Consider the following 15,950-nt stretch of genomic DNA (forward strand, 5'->3'; position numbering starts at 1 on the left):
CAACCGTACCACGGTGCGGGGTGGGCCTCTGACCTAGTGATCAACTGCCGTCTGAGCTGCGCTAACCGCTCGCACTGCTCGGACTGCTGCTGGGACTGCTACTGGCACTCGGACTGCTACTCGCGGTCGGACTGCTACTGGGACTCGGGCTGCTCTTGTCACTGCCGCTGCTCTTCTCGGCGGCGGCCTGCGCGTCCTCGGCCCGCTTCAGCGCGGCCTGCAGATCCTTCTGCGCCTGCCCGTACGCCTCCCAGTCGCCCTTCTTCAGGGCCTGTTGCCCCGCGTCGAAGGCCTTCTGGGCGTCGGTCAGGGCCTGTTGGACCGTTGGATTGCTGGAGGTCGGTGGCGTGGTGGTACCCGTATCCGGTGGCGTGGTCGAAGTCTCCGCCCCGAAGACCTTGTTGAGCCCCTCGTCCAGCGTGTCCTCGAAGGCGGTCTTGTTCCCGTAGGCCACCAACACCTTGCGCAGGAGCGGGTACTTGAGTCCACCACCGCGTACGTAGACGGGCTCCACGTACAGCAGTCCCCCGTCGAGCGGCACCGTCAGCAGGTTGCCGTACTCGATGTCGGAGTCGCCGCCCTTGAGCAGCTTGATGGATTCCGCGATGTCCTGTTGGGAGTTGAAGGCGCTCTGCACCTGTTTGGGCCCGCCGACGGTCGTGCTGGTCGGCAGCTTCAGGATTCTGATCTTGCCGTAGTCCGGACTGCCGGCTTCGGAGTCGACCGCCATGAAGGCGCTGAGGTTGTCTCTCCCGTTCGGCGTGAACGTCGTCGTCAGGGAGAACGCCTGCGCGGACTGGTCCGGCATCTTCATGCTCAGGTAGTACGGCGGCACCGCGCTGCCCGACTTGTTGGTCGGGTCGTCCGGCACCTGCCACACCTCGCTGCCGCTGAGGAACGTCTGCGCGTCCGTCACGTGGTAGCGGGTGAGCAGCTCGCGCTGGACCTTGAACAGGTCCTGCGGGTACCGGAGATGGGCCATCAGCGAGGCCGAGATGTCCGACCTGGGCTCGACCGTGCCGGGGAACGCCTTCATCCAGGTCTTCAGGACCGGGTCCTCGGTGTCCCACTGGTAGAGCTTGACCTGACCGGTGTACGCGTCGACGGTCGCCTTCACCGAGTTGCGGATGTAGTTGACCTGGTTCTGCTGGGCCACCACCGCGCGGTTGTTGTTGGTCGCGGTGAGCGAGTCGGCCGTGGTGTCCCCGAGGGTCGTCCGGGAGGCGTACGGGTATCCGTTGCTGGTGGTGTACGCGTCGACGATCCACTGGATGTGGCCGTCCACGACCGCCGGGTAGGCGTCGCCGTCGATGGTCAGCCAGGGCGCCACCGCCTCGACGCGCTCCTTGGGCGTGCGGTTGTACAGGATCCGCGAACCCTCGCCGATCGCACCGGAGTAGAGGATCTGCGGCTCGTTGAAGGCCACCGCGTACGCGGCCCGGTTGAGCGGGTTGGAGAGGCTGACCCCGCTCTTGCCCTTGTAGCTGGTGGTCTTCTCACCGCTGTCGTCGGAGTAGTCGATCTCCTTCTGGGGACCGCCGACGATCGAGTACGTGGTGGTCTTCTCGCCGTAGTAGATCTGCTGCTCGTATTTGCCGAGGTCACCCGAGGACGGGAGATCGGACTCGGTGAAGACCGGGCGGCCCTCGGAGTCGACCTCGGTGCCCTTGGCGGCCACCACTCCGTAGCCGTGGGTGTAGCGGAAGTGGTCGTTGATCCAGTTGTTCTTCGGGATGCCGTTGAGGTTCAGCTCGCGCAGCCCGATGACCGTGTCCTGGTCCTTGCCGTCCTCGGTGTAGCGGTCGACATCCAGGTTGGTCGGGAACGCGTAGTAGTTCCTGATCTGCTGGAGCTGCTGGAACGTGGGCGACACGACGTTCGGGTCCACGATCCGGATGCTCGCCGTGGAGTCGACGTCCGCGCGGAGCTTGGTCTTGTCCTTGGTGGTGCTCGTCCCCGAGTACTCCGTGACCTTGGTGTCGTCGATGCCGTAGGCCTCGCGCGTCGCCTTGAGGTTCTTCTGGACGTACGGGGCTTCCTTGGCCTGCTCGTTGGGCTGGACCGTGAACTTCTGGACGATCGCCGGGTACAGGCCGCCGATGAGGATCGCGGAGAGCACCATCAGGCCGAAGCCGATGACGGGCAGCTGCCAGGTGCGCCGCCACAGGGTGGCGAAGAACAGCAGCGCGCAGATGACGGCGATGCAGAACAGGATCGTCTTGGCCGGCAGATACGCGTTCGCGTCGACGTATCTGAGGCCCGTCCAGTCACCCGTCGCCTTGAAGTCGCTTGATTTGACCGCGAGTCCGTAGCGGTCGAGCCAGTAGGCGACCGCCTTGAGGGCGACGAAGATGCCGAGCAGCACCGACAGGTGCCCGGTGGCGGCGGCCGTGGCGCGCGCGCCCGGGCTGGTGATGCGCAGCCCGCCGTACAGGTAGTGCGTCAGCGCGGCGGCGAGCAGCGAGAGGATCGCGGCGGCGAAGCCGAAGCCGAGCAGGAAGCGGTACCAGGGCAGGTCGAAGGCGTAGAAGGAGACGTCGAGATGGAACTGCGGGTCCTTCTGGTGGAAGGGCACGCCGTTGACCCACATCAGCCAGACCCGCCACTGACTGGACGCCGAGGCGCCCGCGATCAGCCCGACGAGGGCAGTGATCGCCAGCAGCAGCCACTTCTTGTACGGCGCGATGCCCATGCGGTAGCGGTCGAGGCTCTGCTGCTCCATCGACATGGCGCTGAGCGGCGGACGCAGGCGGTGCGCCAGCCAGATGTTCACGCCGACCGCGGCCGCCATCAGCAGGCCGAAGACGAAGAACAGGCCGATCTTGGTCGACAGGGTGGTGGTGAACACGGACGAGTAATGCACCGACCGGTACCAGAGCCAGTCCGTCCAGAAGCCCGCGAACATCGTGAACGCCATGCCGAGTACGGCAAGGACGCCCAGTGTCATGAGCAAAGTCCGGACCCGCCGGGACGGGCGGCCCACTCTGATCCGCGGCCCTTGCGGGCCTCCGCCGCGGTCCGGCATCTGGAAAGCCAAGGTGCGCACCTCGAAGTTCGCTGTTGGTCGCTGTCGTTGCGTCAGGCCCCCGGGTTCGCGGACCGTCCGTAGCCCCACGTGATCGCGGGCCCACACCTATGCAACTTACTCACCGTTTACTCGGTTCCCGATTCCGGCCATGAACGAGGCAGGATTGTGACCATGTCCAACACTCCCATGGCAGCGAACCCCCTCACCCGGGCCGTACTGGAGATCGACGAGTACGCCTCCGGCCTCGGCTGGGACCAGCCCGCTCGCCTCTTCGCCCTCGTAGACACCGCGCGACTGCGGGCCCAGGAGCCCGGTCTCGCGGCCCAACTCGGCCTGCGGGACGAGCCCGGGACCACCGGTCTCACCCCGATCGAGCAGGAGGAGATCCCGGCCGGAAAGCCGCTGGACGAGTTCCTCGGCACGATCGCCTGGCCCGACGCGGTGGCCGGCTGCGCGCTCACCGTCGAGCGGTTGATGCTGCCGCCGTCCGCCGAGGCCTCCGTCCCGGAAGGCCTGAGCGAGAAGAAGCTCACCCAGTGGGTCGCCCAGCACCCGGACCGCCAGGAGGTCCGCATGACGGTCGCGGTCCTGCGCGACGGCACCCGCGACTCGGCCCTGCGGCTGCGCGAGAAGGACTCCCCCACGGAGGTCCTCACCGGCGGCGCCCTGGTCCCGGGTCTCGCGGAGGCCCTGTCGGCGACCTTCGAGGACTGACGTCGTCCCCTACGGCTCCGGTACGACTCCGGGGGCGCTCCCGGCTTGAGGGCGCCCCCGGAGTCGTACGCGAGATCTTCTTGAAGAAGGGGCCTGATCAGCCCTTGGTGCTGCACTTCGGGAGGTCGGCGGTCTTGCCGCTGTTGATCAGCTTGAGGTCGCTGATCGCGTCCTTGATGGTGTTCACCTTGACGAGCCTGAGGCCACTGGGGGTGTCCTTGGCGGCCTCGGCGCAGTTCTCGGCAGGCGTCAGGAAGTACTGGGCGCCCTTGCTGCGCGCGCCGACGGTCTTCATCGAGATGCCGCCGATCGGGCCGACCTTGCCGTTGTCGTCGATGGTGCCGGTGCCGGCCACGAACTTGCCGCCGGTGAGGTCGCCCGGGGTGAGCTTGTCGTAGATGCCGAGCGCGAACATCAGACCGGCACTCGGGCCGCCGACGTCGGCGAGCTTGATGTCGATGGAGAACGGGAACGTGTGATCGGTTCCGGCCGAGATGCCGACGATGGCGCGCTTGACCCCGGTGTCGTCGGAGGTCGCGGTGGTGATCGTGATGTCCTTCGTGGCGGTCGCCGTCCTGTTCGCCTTCACCGCGGCGGCCTGGTCCTTGGCCGACACGATCGTGAACACGACCTTCTGGCCCGGCTTGCGCTTGGTGACCAGCTTCGCCACGTCGTCGGGCTGCTTGACCGTCGTACCGTCGACGGCCTTGATCACGTCACCGGCGTGCAGCTTGCCCTCGGCCGGTGTGCCCTTGACGACCGTCGAGACGATCACCCAGGACTTCACCGGGATGCCCAGCTGGTCCAGGGCGGCGACCTTGGCGCTCTCCTGGGACTGGCTGAACTCCTCGGCGTTCTCCTGTGTCGACTGCTGCTCCGTCTTGCCGTCCGGGTACAGCGTGTCGTGCGGGACGACCTTGTCGTCGTGGGCGAGCCAGCCGTACACGGCCTCGATGAGGTTCATGTTGTAGTCGGCGCTGGTGACCCGGACCGTCGTCATGTTCAGGTGACCGGTCGTCGGGTAGGTCTTGCGCCCGGTGATCTGCAGCACCGGCTCGCCGTCGTGGTCCCCGAGCGTGTTCACCGTCGGGCCCGGTGACATCTCCGAATACGGGACGTTGATGAGGACTCCCGCGCACAGGAGCGCGATCAGCATCAGGGTGGAGGCGAGCATCGTCGCGGTGCGGCGTGGCATGGCACGACAGTACGGGACGCTTCTGTCAGCGCACCGTCAGGGCCGCCCTCCGGTCACGCTTCCGTTCACGTGCCGGAGTGGGACTTGTCCATCGCCTCGCGGAAGCGGGCATAGCCGTCCAGTTCCGGACCGTCGCTGCGCACCTTGCGGGTCCTGTTGGCCCAACTGCCCCACAGACCGGCACCTATCGCAGCCACCAGCGGAATCAACAACCAGGCGAGTGCCGCCATGCCGACCTCCCAACCCCACAGAGTCGCCTCAACTGACTGATCAGCAGATTAGCCAGCCCCACTGACAACGCTCATGCCCGGGGGGCGGTTACGCAACCGGAGGGCGGGTGAGAAGCACGTGAGTGCGCATCAGCAGGCGCCGACCCACTCCTCGGTGCCGTCGGAGAACTGCTGGTGCTTCCAGATCGGCACCTCGTGCTTGAGATCGTCGATCAGTTTCCGGCACGCCTCGAAGGCCTCGCCCCGGTGGGGACACGACACGGCGACGACGACCGCCAGGTCCCCGATCCCAAGTTCCCCCACACGGTGGACGGCGGCCAGCGCGCGCACCGGGTAGTCCGCGACGACCTTCTCGGCGACGCGCCGCATCTCGGCCTCGGCACTGGGGTGGCACGAATAGCCGAGCCGGTCCACGTCGGCACCGCCGTCGTGATTGCGCACGGTCCCGACGAACAGCGCCGTCCCCCCGGCCGCGTCGTCCCCGACCGCCCGGAAGACCTCGTCCACGGAGAGCGGCGTCTCCCTGATCCCGATCAGCTTGACGGGATCCTGCGCGGCCTGCTCACCGGGGTGGTCGATCGTGGGTGCCATGCCTCCATCGTGCCGCACCCCGCCGACAGCGCGGAATAGCACTTTCGACAGGCACGCGCGTGTGGCTGTTTGGAGCGTCCTACAGGAGGTCGTTCCCGGTCCGGGTCAGATCCGCCGGCGGGCCTTCCGCGCCCGCCGTACGACCGCCGCCGCGCCCAGCAGTGCGACCGTCGCGCCCGCGGCGCCCGCCGCCGTCGCATCCTTGCGGCCGAGCCGTCGCCCGACGACCGTGTGCCGTCCGGCAACCTCCTCCAGGAGTTCCGCGAGCACTTCCTCGTTGGTCCACCGGGGCCGCCAGCCCGCGTCGTGCAGCCGGCTCCCGCTGACCACCCAGGGGTACATCGTGTACGCCAGGTCGCCGGCCGGGGACGGCGTGAGTCCGATCCGGTGCAGCCGGGCCGCCGCGCCGAGCGCGACCGCGGACGGCAGCTCCATGCGCCGGATGCCGCTGAGCTCCTCGACCTCCTCCTGCTCCAGCCAGCCGTCGCAGCCGACGGCGAGTTCCCCGTCGACCTTCTCCAGGACGGCGTACTCCAGGGCACTGCACAGGTCCTCGACATGGCAGAACTGCCAGGCGGGCCGCGAACCGGCCACCACCAGGAGTCGGGGTGACTCGAAGTACCTGGTCAGCGCGGTGTCGGTGCCGCCGACGAGGACTCCGGGGCGGACGACGGTGACATTGAGCCCGGGATGCGCCCTGGGCGCGCGCCGCGCGAGCCGCTCGACCTCCAGCAGGTCGCCGACACCGGTGGCCTCCGCGGTGGCGCGCAGTTCGGCGTCCTCCGAGAGCGGCAGTTCGTTGTCGGGCAGCGCTCCGTAGACCATCGCCGAGGTGCAGAGCACGACCCGGTGGACCCCGGCCGCCGCGGCGGCGGTCAGCACGGTCTGGGTCCCCCGCACGTTGTACGCCGAACGGGCGGCGGGATCGGTCTCCAGATCGAGGTCCAGCGCCAGATGGACGACGACGTCGGCGCCGCGCAGCTTCTCCGCGATGGCCGGATCCCGTACGTCGAGGATGTGCCACTGGGCCGCCGCGCACTCGCCGCGCCGCTCGTCTATGGCGATGACCTGCTTGATCTCCTCGGACGCGGCGAGCCGCTCGGTGAGGAGCGCCCCGATCCCGGACGCGGCGCCGGTGACCGCGACGACGGGCCCGCGCACGGCGGGACTGGTTGAGTGGTTTCGCGCTGCGCGAACCTGCGGATCTGGGGAACTCACCGGGCGTCTCCAGCGGTTGTCTTCAGTACGGACGCGCGTGACGCGTCCGGACCAGGTGGCATCCATCCTGCCGCAGGCCAGGTCTCGGCGACGCACCGAGGCCCGATCGGCCCGCGGTGTCTAGGCTGGGTGGTGTTGAAGGGCAGTCGTGCCGTCGGAGAGAACCGGCGGCCTTAACAGCCGAGGAATCCCGTGAGTGACACCCCATTCGGATTCGGCCTTCCGCCGGAGGAGCCGGACGACGGCGACGAGGGCAAGAAGAAGGACCAGGAGAGCGGTGGTGGTCAGGGACCGGCCAACCCGTTCGGATTTGGCGGGCTGCCCGGTGCCGGGGGCTTTGGCGGCCCCGGCGCGGACAATCCGCTCGCAGCCATGTTCGGTTCCCTGAACCCCAACGACCTGGGTGCCGCGTTCCAGCAGCTGGGCCAGATGCTCTCGTACGAGGGCGGCCCGGTGAACTGGGACATGGCCAAGCAGATCGCCCGCCAGACGGTCTCCCAGGGCACTGAGGACGGCACGAAGGACGCGAGCATCGGCCCCGCCGAGCGCAGCGCCGTCGAGGAGGCCGTCCGGCTGGCCGATCTGTGGCTGGACGACGCGACCTCACTGCCGTCCGGTGCCGGTTCCGCCGTGGCGTGGTCCCGCGCGGAGTGGGTCGAGGCGACCCTGCCGGCCTGGAAGGAGCTCGTGGACCCGGTCGCCGAGCGTGTCGGCGCGGCGATGGGCGATGTCCTGCCGGAGGAGATGCAGGCCATGGCGGGCCCGCTGATCGGCATGATGCGCTCCATGGGCGGTGCCATGTTCGGTACGCAGATCGGGCAGGCCGTGGGCGTGCTCGCGGGCGAGGTCGTCGGCTCGACCGACATCGGTCTGCCGCTCGGCCCGGTCGGCAAGGCCGCGCTGCTGCCGCTGAACATCGAGGCGTTCGGCAAGGACCTGGGCATCTCCCAGGAGGAGGTGCGGCTCTACCTCGCCCTGCGCGAGGCCGCCCACCAGCGTCTGTTCGCGCATGTGCCGTGGCTGCGCTCGCACCTGTACGGCGCGGTCGACGGCTACGCGCGCGGGATCAAGGTCGACACCGCCAAGCTGGAGGACGTGGTCGGCCAGTTCGACCCGCAGAACCCGGAGCAGTTGCAGGACGCCCTTCAGCAGGGCATGTTCCAGCCGGAGGACACCCCGGAGCAGAAGGCCGCTCTGGCCCGTCTGGAGACGGCTCTGGCGCTCGTCGAGGGCTGGGTGGACGCGGTGGTCCACGCCGCCGCGAAGCCGCGTCTGACGTCCGCCGACGCGCTCCGCGAGACCCTGCGGCGCCGTCGCGCGACCGGTGGCCCCGCCGAGCAGACGTTCGCCACGCTGATCGGCCTGGAGCTGCGCCCGCGCCGACTGCGGGACGCCTCCCGGCTGTGGGCCTCGCTCACGGACGCGCGCGGTGTCGACGGCCGTGACGGCCTGTGGGCCCACCCGGACATGCTGCCGACGGCCTCCGACCTGGACGACCCCGACGGCTTCGTGCACCGCGAGCAGCTGGACTTCTCCGAGCTGGACAAGCTGCTCGGCGAGGCGGCGAGCGGCACGGAGGAGAAGCCCGACCTGAAGAAGAAGGACGACGACTCCGAGTGACCCTGCACGACGACGCGGTCCTCGTACTGAAGAGCTACGAGGACCAGGCGGACCTGCGCCAGGCCTACCTGGACCACCTGGCCGCTCACCCGGACGGCATGTGGAAGTCCTGCGAGGAAGGGCACATCACAGCGAGTGCCCTGGTCATCGACCCGGAGCACGGGCGAGTGCTGCTCACGCTCCACAGGAAGCTGCGGATGTGGCTCCAGATGGGCGGGCACTGCGAGCCCGAGGACACCTCCCTGGAGGCGGCAGCCCTGCGCGAGGCCACGGAGGAGTCCGGCATCACCGGACTCACCCTGCTGCCGGGCGGTCCTGCCCGCCTCGATCTCCATCCCGTCCCGGCACCGTGCCACTTCCACTACGACGTGCAGTACGCGGTGGTGGCGCCGCCCGGTGCCGTGCAGGAGATCAGCGACGAGTCCCTCGACCTGCGCTGGTTCGCCTACGCCGAGGTGGCGGCCGTGGCGGACGAGTCGGTCCTGCGGCTGCTGGAGGCGGCCCGCGCCAGGCTGTGAACTCCGGGTACGGGTAAGGGGCGTCCGCAACGGCGGGCGCCCCTTACGTCGGTTTTCCGGACGCTCAGCTCCAGACGTTGCCCTGGTTCTGCGCGTGGGCTCCGTGCTGGCCCATGCCGTACTGGGCGGCGAGGCCCTGGCCGATCGCGGCGTTCTGCGGCGGCAGGAGTTCGCTGGGCTGGACCAGCGCGTAGCCGCTGCCCATGAAGCTCAGCTCCCAGCCCTCGCCGGTGTTGCCGCGGCGCCGCCACACCCCGGAGGAGTGCGTCTGGGCCTGCATCTGGACGCGCAGGCCGGTGGACCAGGCGACGATCGCGTCGGCGTCGCAGTTGACGTACTTGTCCGGCGTGACCTGCATCATCAGCGGGGCGCCCGAGGTCATCAGGGCGACCTTGCCGCGACCGGTGATGTTGAGCTGGTACTTCCCGGAGCCGGAGATGCCGTACTGGCTGTCCACGGCGATGACCTCGTGGTGCAGCGAGGAGTCCATCGCGAGGACGTAGCTGCTGTCGACGGTCAGGCCGTCCTGCTCCACATCCACTACGTGGATGTGCTGGGCGAGGTTGGCGAGGAAGACCGTGCCCTGCCCGTGGCAGCGCATCAGGCTGAGGCCCTCGCCGGTGGCCGCGCGCGCGTAGGCCTGCCGGGTGTTCTGGTACTCGGCGTCGAACTCGACGAGCCCCTGGTAGGCGACCATCGTGCCCTTGCGGGCGAGGATGTCGTCGTGGCCCTCCAGGACGATGCGCAGCATCTGCTTGTTCTGGAGGCTGTAGCGATCCTGGGACTGCGAGTCGTTGAACGCGAAAAGCGGGCTCTGCATGGTGTCGTGTTCCCCCCTCAGCCCCGGAACCGGAGGCGGTCGGTGCTGTCCTCGCTGGGCTGGACTACGACGATGCCCTGCCCGGAGAAGGCCATCTGGTAGGCCTCGCCACTGCCGCGGCCGATCAGCGACTGCGCCTTGAAGCTGCGCTTGCCCTTCACCTTGAGGTTCGGGGACCAGGCGACGAGCGCGTCCGGGTCGACGTAGGTCTCGTCGTCGCCACCTCCGCAGTCGACGACGATCGGCTTGCCGCGGGAGGTCAGCGCGACCCAGCCCTGGCCGCTGATCTTGGTGTTCCACAGGCCCTGCCCGGCGAATTTGGCGAGCCCCTTGACGCGCTCGACACCCCAGGTGAGGGACGTGTCGAAGGCGAGCAGATTGGTGGCGTTGACGGAGATCCCGTCGCCGTTGAGGTTGATCACGACGACGTCGGCGCCGTAGTCGGCGAGGTAGAGCAGTCCGTCTCCGGAGCACTTCATCAGGGGCGCGCCCTCGCCGGTCATCCAGTCGCGCGCGATCTGGCGCACGGCCGGCGGGTTGGGCTCGTACTGGATGAAGCCTTCGTAGGCGATCATCGAGCCCACGCGCGCGAAGAGGTCGCTTCCGGTCTGCATGGCGACCTTCAGCATGTTGTTGCCGTGGTTCTCCATGCGGGCGGTGACGGGTGCGGGGGCGTAGCCCGCGAGCGGCTGGTTCATGACGGGCTCCCTCAGACCTCGTACGGCTGGACGACGACGAAATTGCCGGGGGCGGCCCGGAACTGCAGGTTGACGCTCTCTCCGGTGTCTCCGGGGTACGCGTTGCGACGCATCCGGACCTGGCTGGAGACGATCACCTGGGCGGCGGCGGACCAGGCGACGACGGCGTTGCAGTCGGCGAACGTGGTCGGCGTGACCGGCAGGACGACGGGCTCACCGTGGGTCTTCACGACGATGGTGCCGGTCCCCTGGAACTGCATCGTGAACAGCGCGCCCCCGGGGATGCCGTGCCCCTCGATGCGTCTGACCTCGTACTGGAGGCTCTCGTCGAAGGCGAGGACGTTCTCGGCGGAGACGCAGATCGCGTCCCCCTGGAGCTCGACGGGGTGCAGGTTGGTGGAGTTCTCGGCGAGGAACACCTGGCCCTGGCCGGTGCAGCGCATCAGCTGCATCTCCTGGCCGGTCGCGTTGCCCACGAGCCGGCCGGCGAACCCGGCGCCCTTGTAGCCGAAGTCGACCTTGCCCTGGTAGAGCACCATGCTGCCCTGGCGGGCCAGTACGGGCTGGCCGCCGATACCGAGGTCGACGCGGATCAGCTTCTTGTTCTGCTGCGTCCAGCGCTGCCCGGTGGGCGTCTCCTTGAACTTCTGCAGCGCGGCCGACACACCGGCGCCCTGGGGAGCGCCGGAGGGCACTCCGTAGGCGGCGGGCTGGGCCGGAACCTGCCCGTACCCCGGAGGGGCGGGCGGCTGCTGGCCGTAGCCCGGAGCCGGGGTGGGCTGGCCGTAGCCGGGAGGGGCCGGGGGCTGGCCGTAGCCCGGCGGCAGTGGCGCGGTCTGGCCCGGGGTCTGCTGCCCGTACGGCTGCGGCGGCTGGCCGTAGGGCGCGGGGGCCGGGCCCGGGGGCGGCACGGTTCCGGGGCCGGGCGGGGTCATCGGGGCGATGATCGTCGGCGCGGCGTGCACGGAGGGCGCGGGTGCCGGGGCCGGGGGCGGTGTGGCTCCCGACGGGGGCGCGAAGCCCTGCGCGACCGGCTGGGGAGCCGGTGCGGGTGCCGGAGCGGACGGGGCGCCGAACGCGGGCGGGGCGAAGCCCGGGGCGGCGCCGGACTGCGGCTGCGGCTGCGGCGCGGCGGGCGCCTCCTCCTCCATGACCTCGCCGCCGAAGTTCTTCAGCAGCGCTTCGAGGCCGCCGTCAAAGCCCTGGCCGACGGCGGCGAACCGCCAGACGTCCTTCAGGTAGAAGTCGCCCAGCATCACCGCCCGCTCGGTGGTGAACTCCGAACCGTTGAACGAGTAGCGGGCCACTTCCTCGCCGCCCGCGACGATCCGGACGTACCCGGGGGCGATCTGGGACATCTGTCCGGCGCCGTCGATCGTGGCCGTGAACGCCAGCTTGTGGATCTGCGGCGGGATCTTGTCGAGCGTGACCCGGAAGGACTCGGCGTCGCCGGCCTGGGCGCCCAGGAGCTGGATGGACTCCTCGGGGGACTTCGGCTGGTTGAAGAACACGAAGTACCGGTCGTCCGAGAGCCGCTCCTCGGCGTCGAGACCGAAGCAGCTGATGTCGAACGTCAGCCCGGGGCCGGTGATCTGTACGCCTACGTACAGATCGGTGCCCGCGGTGAGGTCACTGATCTTGGCCTTGTGGCCGCGTTGGAATTCCCTGGCCATGCGTAACGACCGTCCCCCATCCCGATGCGATGTGCGTCGCGTCAGGCTAACGGCAATCTCCGACACCGGAGTAAGTCGGTACAGACCCGGTACACAATCCCCCACAGGGGACGGTCACTCCTCGCGGGCGCCCGGCGGATGGGGCAGCCGCTCGGCCGCGACCACACCTTCGAGGTATCCCTTGGCCCGCTCGGTGCGCGGATACGCCTCCAGGAGCCGCCAGAAACGCGGCCCGTGCCCGGGCACCAGGAGATGCGCGAGCTCGTGCAGCAGCACGTAGTCGACGACGTACTCGGGCATGCCCTGCAGCCGGTGGGAAAGCCGGATGCTGCCCTCGGAGGGCGTGCAGGATCCCCAGCGCGTGTTCTGGTTGGTGACCCAGCGCACCGAGGTGGGCCGGGCGCGGCCGTCGAAGTACTGGGCCGACAGACGCTCGGCGCGCTCGGCCAACTCCGTGTCACCGAGCACGCGTTTGCTTTCCTGGGCGGCCAGCTTGTCGAGCATGACGGTGACCCAGCGCTTCTCCTCCGCCTCGGACATGCGGGCGGGGATCAGCACGACGGTGCGATCGCCCTCGCGGTACGCGGAGACCGTTCTGCGCCGACGCGCACTCCTGCGAACCTCGATCGCGCTCGCCCCCGAGCCGCTTGGCGGCTGGCTCGTCGTACTGCGCTGTGGTTTTCCGGCGCTGTGCAGTGGGTCGGCGGGCACGCCATGACGTTACCCTCTGCACACGCGGGAAGTCCCGACTCCGGGACGGTTTCGGTGTCGATCCCCCACCAAGCGTTTGATTCGTACGACGAATCCCCACCGCCTGTGGACAACTTTCGACGGCCGACGGCCGGACCGGGCAGGCTGGCACCACCGGCGGAGCACCGACCAGTTCCACCGGAACACGGGACGTACTTCCTACGGCTACGGGGGCCTGTCATGCATCCGATGGTGAAGCCCGCGCTGCGGCGCGGCTGGCGCGATCTCAATACCGTGCAGTTCGGGATGACACCGGCGCACGCGATGACGCTCGGCCCGATGGACACGGCGACGGGCAGTTTCCTGGACCTGCTCAACGGCACGCGCGGAGTGCAGCTCCTGCGCGAGGAGGGCCATCGGATGGATCTGCCCGAGGGCCATGTCGACCAGCTGCTGAAGGGGCTCACGCATGCGGGCCTGCTCGACGACGCGCAAGGCGGCGGTCCCGCGGCCGACGCGCTCCGCGCCAAGAAGGACGTCCTGGACCGGCTGCGCCCGGACCTCGCGTCGCTCTCCCTGATCACCGGCGAGCCGGGCGAGTCGATGGGCCGGCTCGCGGCGCGGCGCGAGCTGCGTGTGCAGGTGAGGGGCGCGGGCCGGGTGGGCGCTGTGCTGGCCTCACTGCTGTCGGGTGCGGGGGTCGGCGAGATCGACGTGCGCGACGGCGGTGAAACCGAGCCCTGGGACGTCGCTCCGGGCGGGCTGCCCGCCGAGGCCGTCGGCGAGCGCCGGGACGAGTCGGCGCGGCGGGCGGTACGCCGGGCGGCCCCGGACCGGTCGCCGCGCCGGACTTCTCGGATCGCGCGGGAGGAGAACGACCCCGGTTTCTCGCTGGTGGTCCTCGCCCCTCGCGACGATGTCGCCGTGCACGCTCCGGACCCGTCCGCCGCCGCCGACCTGATCGCCTCGGGGACCCCTCATCTGTACGCAGGTGTCGTGGAGGGCACGGGAACGGTGGGCCCGCTGGTGCTGCCCGGCGAGTCGGCGTGCGCGGGCTGTCTGCACCACGCGCGCACCGACCGGGATCCGACCTGGCCCCGGCTGGTCGCGCAGTGGCGCTCCGGCAAGCAGCCCCGGGTGCGGCCCTGCGATCTGGCGCTCGCCGCGACTGTCGCCGGGCTGGCTGCCGCGCATGCGCTCGCCTTCCTGGACGGGCAGTCGCCGTCGAGCACGGGCGCGCGGTGGGAGGTCTCGCTACCCGCTCTGCACTGGCACGCGCGGCCGGTCTGGGCGCATTCCGCATGCCCCTGCGGAGCCGCGGAAAAGGGGGAGGAGAAAGGTAAGGAGGGACACACCTCTACGGACGAGGATCGACACGCGACAATGGCAGAGGACCGGCCGAAGAGGGACGTGCGCCGTAAGGCAGACTCGGCCCGGCCGGCCGGGACTTGGAGGGCGCATGTCTGATCTTCCCCGCAAGGCGGTCACCCGTACCGCCAAGCTCGCCGCGCTCCCGCTCGGCTTCGCCGGGAGAGCCACGTGGGGGCTCGGGAAACGGATCGTGGGCGAGTCCGCGGAGATCGTCGGCCGCGAGCTGCAACAGCGCACTGCGGAGCAGCTGTTCAAGGTGCTCGGCGAGCTCAAGGGCGGGGCGATGAAGTTCGGGCAGGCGCTGTCCGTCTTCGAGTCGGCGCTGCCCGAGGAGGTCGCCGGTCCCTACCGTGCCGCGCTGACCAAGCTCCAGGAGGCGGCGCCGCCGATGCCGACGCGCACCGTGCACGGTGTGCTGACGGAGCGGCTCGGCGAGGACTGGCGCGAGTTGTTCGTGGAGTTCGAGGACAAGCCGTCGGCCGCGGCGTCGATCGGCCAGGTGCACCGGGCGGTGTGGCACGACGGCCGCGAGGTCGCGGTCAAGGTGCAGTACCCGGGCGCCGGCGAGGCTCTCCTCTCCGACCTGACCCAACTGAGCCGTTTCGCCCGCCTGTTGGGCCCGCTCATCCCCGGGATGGACATCAAGCCCCTCATCGCCGAGCTCCGCGACCGGGTCTCCGAGGAGTTGGACTACGGCCTGGAGGCGCAGGCCCAGCAGGTGCACGCGGAGGAGTTCGAGGGCGACCCGGATGTCGTGGTGCCCGCCGTGGTCCACCAGTGCGACCAGGTCCTGGTCACGGAGTGGATCGACGGGATTCCGCTGTCGGAGGTGATCGCCGACGGCACCCACGAGCAGCGCGACCGGGCAGGCCAGCTCCTGGCCCGCTTCCTCTTCTCCGGGCCGGCCCGCACCGGTCTGCTCCACGCGGACCCGCATCCGGGCAACTTCCGTCTGCTGCCCGCCGACCCGGACGGCAAGGGCGACTGGCGCCTGGGTGTCCTGGACTTCGGCACGGTCGACCGGCTCCCCGGCGGTCTGCCGACACCCATCGGCGACTCCCTGCGCATGACGCTCGACGGCGATGCCGAGGCGGTCTACGAACTGCTGTGCACGGAGGGCTTCGTCAAGGAGTCGATAGAGCTGGACCCGGACGCCGTCCTCGACTACCTGGTGCCGATCATCGAGCCGGCCCAGGTCGACGAGTTCACCTTCACCCGCGGCTGGATGCGCAGTCAGGCCGCGCGCATCGCCGATCCTCGTTCCCCCGCCCACCAGTTGGGCAAGCAGCTCAACCTGCCGCCGGCGTACCTCCTGATACACCGAGTGACATTGAGCACAATCGGCGTCCTGTGTCAGCTGGGTGCGGCGGTGCGGCTGCGCGAGGAGCTGGAGGAGTGGCTGCCGGGATTCGTGCCGGAGGAGCCGGACGAGTACGAGGAGTTCGCGGACGAGGAGGAACCGGCGGCCGGGGCCTGAGCCCCACCGTGAGGGGGGTGCCCCTATCTGTTTCGTCAACCCTGGTGGGGTCGGCTTGTAGGGGTTGATCCTGGTTTTTGGGAACGTCCCGCGAAGCGGGATGTTCC

Annotated in this window: 14 protein-coding genes; 5 read left to right on the forward strand and 9 right to left on the reverse strand. The window is 69.6% G+C overall.

The genetic code is table 11. The features are described 5' to 3' along the window. Window positions 1-61: 61 nt before the first annotated feature. A complete protein-coding gene (locus tag AB0I51_RS44095; protein ID WP_362984474.1) occupies window positions 62-3,025 on the reverse strand; it encodes a UPF0182 family protein in 2,964 nt (987 codons plus the stop codon). 174 nt (window positions 3,026-3,199) lie between these two features. On the opposite strand from AB0I51_RS44095, the gene AB0I51_RS44100 reads away from it, so the two are divergent. Beyond that, window positions 3,200-3,742 (forward strand): PPA1309 family protein, encoded by a 543-nt coding sequence (locus AB0I51_RS44100; protein ID WP_362984453.1) that lies wholly within the window; start codon window positions 3,200-3,202, stop codon window positions 3,740-3,742. Between the two features lie 97 nt (window positions 3,743-3,839). On the opposite strand, the gene AB0I51_RS44105 is transcribed toward AB0I51_RS44100, so the two are convergent. The 4 genes from AB0I51_RS44105 to AB0I51_RS44120 all read right to left on the reverse strand — a co-directional run bounded on the left by AB0I51_RS44105 (window position 3,840) and on the right by AB0I51_RS44120 (window position 6,976). Then, a complete protein-coding gene (locus AB0I51_RS44105) occupies window positions 3,840-4,937 on the reverse strand; it encodes a PDZ domain-containing protein (RefSeq protein ID WP_362984455.1) in 1,098 nt (365 codons plus the stop codon). Between the two features lie 65 nt (window positions 4,938-5,002). Then, window positions 5,003-5,167, reverse strand: a complete 165-nt coding sequence (locus AB0I51_RS44110) for a hypothetical protein (RefSeq protein ID WP_019072131.1) — start codon at window positions 5,165-5,167, stop codon at window positions 5,003-5,005. A 129-nt stretch (window positions 5,168-5,296) separates the two neighbouring features. Then, window positions 5,297-5,758, reverse strand: a complete 462-nt coding sequence (locus AB0I51_RS44115) for a molybdenum cofactor biosynthesis protein MoaE (RefSeq protein WP_093629039.1) — start codon at window positions 5,756-5,758, stop codon at window positions 5,297-5,299. 105 nt (window positions 5,759-5,863) lie between these two features. Then, window positions 5,864-6,976, reverse strand: a complete 1,113-nt coding sequence (locus AB0I51_RS44120) for an SDR family oxidoreductase (RefSeq protein ID WP_362984458.1) — start codon at window positions 6,974-6,976, stop codon at window positions 5,864-5,866. 192 nt (window positions 6,977-7,168) lie between these two features. Here AB0I51_RS44120 and AB0I51_RS44125 point away from each other — a divergent pair, with 192 nt between their 5' ends. Then, the gene (locus AB0I51_RS44125) at window positions 7,169-8,596 is read left to right on the forward strand and encodes a zinc-dependent metalloprotease (protein WP_362984460.1); all 1,428 of its coding nucleotides are present in this window, start codon (window positions 7,169-7,171) and stop codon (window positions 8,594-8,596) included. After that, window positions 8,593-9,114: an NUDIX hydrolase gene (locus AB0I51_RS44130; protein ID WP_362984462.1), complete on the forward strand. Its 522-nt coding sequence runs from the start codon at window positions 8,593-8,595 to the stop codon at window positions 9,112-9,114. Before AB0I51_RS44125 ends, AB0I51_RS44130 begins: the two co-directional genes overlap by 4 nt. Window positions 9,115-9,178: 64 nt before the next feature. Here AB0I51_RS44130 and AB0I51_RS44135 read toward each other — a convergent pair whose 3' ends face one another. The 4 genes from AB0I51_RS44135 to AB0I51_RS44150 form a co-directional block, all read right to left on the reverse strand. Continuing rightward, the gene (locus AB0I51_RS44135; RefSeq protein WP_362984464.1) at window positions 9,179-9,934 is read right to left on the reverse strand and encodes an AIM24 family protein; all 756 of its coding nucleotides are present in this window, start codon (window positions 9,932-9,934) and stop codon (window positions 9,179-9,181) included. Between the two features lie 17 nt (window positions 9,935-9,951). Further along, window positions 9,952-10,632, reverse strand: coding sequence for an AIM24 family protein (locus AB0I51_RS44140; RefSeq protein ID WP_093629034.1), 681 nt, complete (start codon window positions 10,630-10,632; stop codon window positions 9,952-9,954). Window positions 10,633-10,643: 11 nt separating this feature from the next. Then, window positions 10,644-12,305: a TerD family protein gene (locus AB0I51_RS44145; RefSeq protein WP_362984467.1), complete on the reverse strand. Its 1,662-nt coding sequence runs from the start codon at window positions 12,303-12,305 to the stop codon at window positions 10,644-10,646. Between the two features lie 114 nt (window positions 12,306-12,419). Further along, window positions 12,420-13,016 (reverse strand): M48 family metallopeptidase, encoded by a 597-nt coding sequence (locus AB0I51_RS44150; RefSeq protein ID WP_201052424.1) that lies wholly within the window; start codon window positions 13,014-13,016, stop codon window positions 12,420-12,422. Window positions 13,017-13,235: 219 nt separating this feature from the next. Between AB0I51_RS44150 and AB0I51_RS44155 the strand changes: the two genes are divergently transcribed. Further along, complete coding sequence (locus AB0I51_RS44155; RefSeq protein WP_362984469.1) at window positions 13,236-14,462, forward strand: TOMM precursor leader peptide-binding protein; 1,227 nt, start codon at window positions 13,236-13,238, stop codon at window positions 14,460-14,462. Next, on the forward strand, window positions 14,455-15,843 hold the full coding sequence (locus AB0I51_RS44160; protein WP_362984471.1) for an AarF/ABC1/UbiB kinase family protein: 1,389 nt from the start codon (window positions 14,455-14,457) through the stop codon (window positions 15,841-15,843). The genes AB0I51_RS44155 and AB0I51_RS44160 overlap by 8 nt, the downstream gene beginning before the upstream one ends. Window positions 15,844-15,950 lie beyond the last annotated feature (107 nt).

The organism is Streptomyces sp. NPDC050549 (assembly GCF_040655035.1).
Classification (GTDB): domain Bacteria; phylum Actinomycetota; class Actinomycetes; order Streptomycetales; family Streptomycetaceae; genus Streptomyces.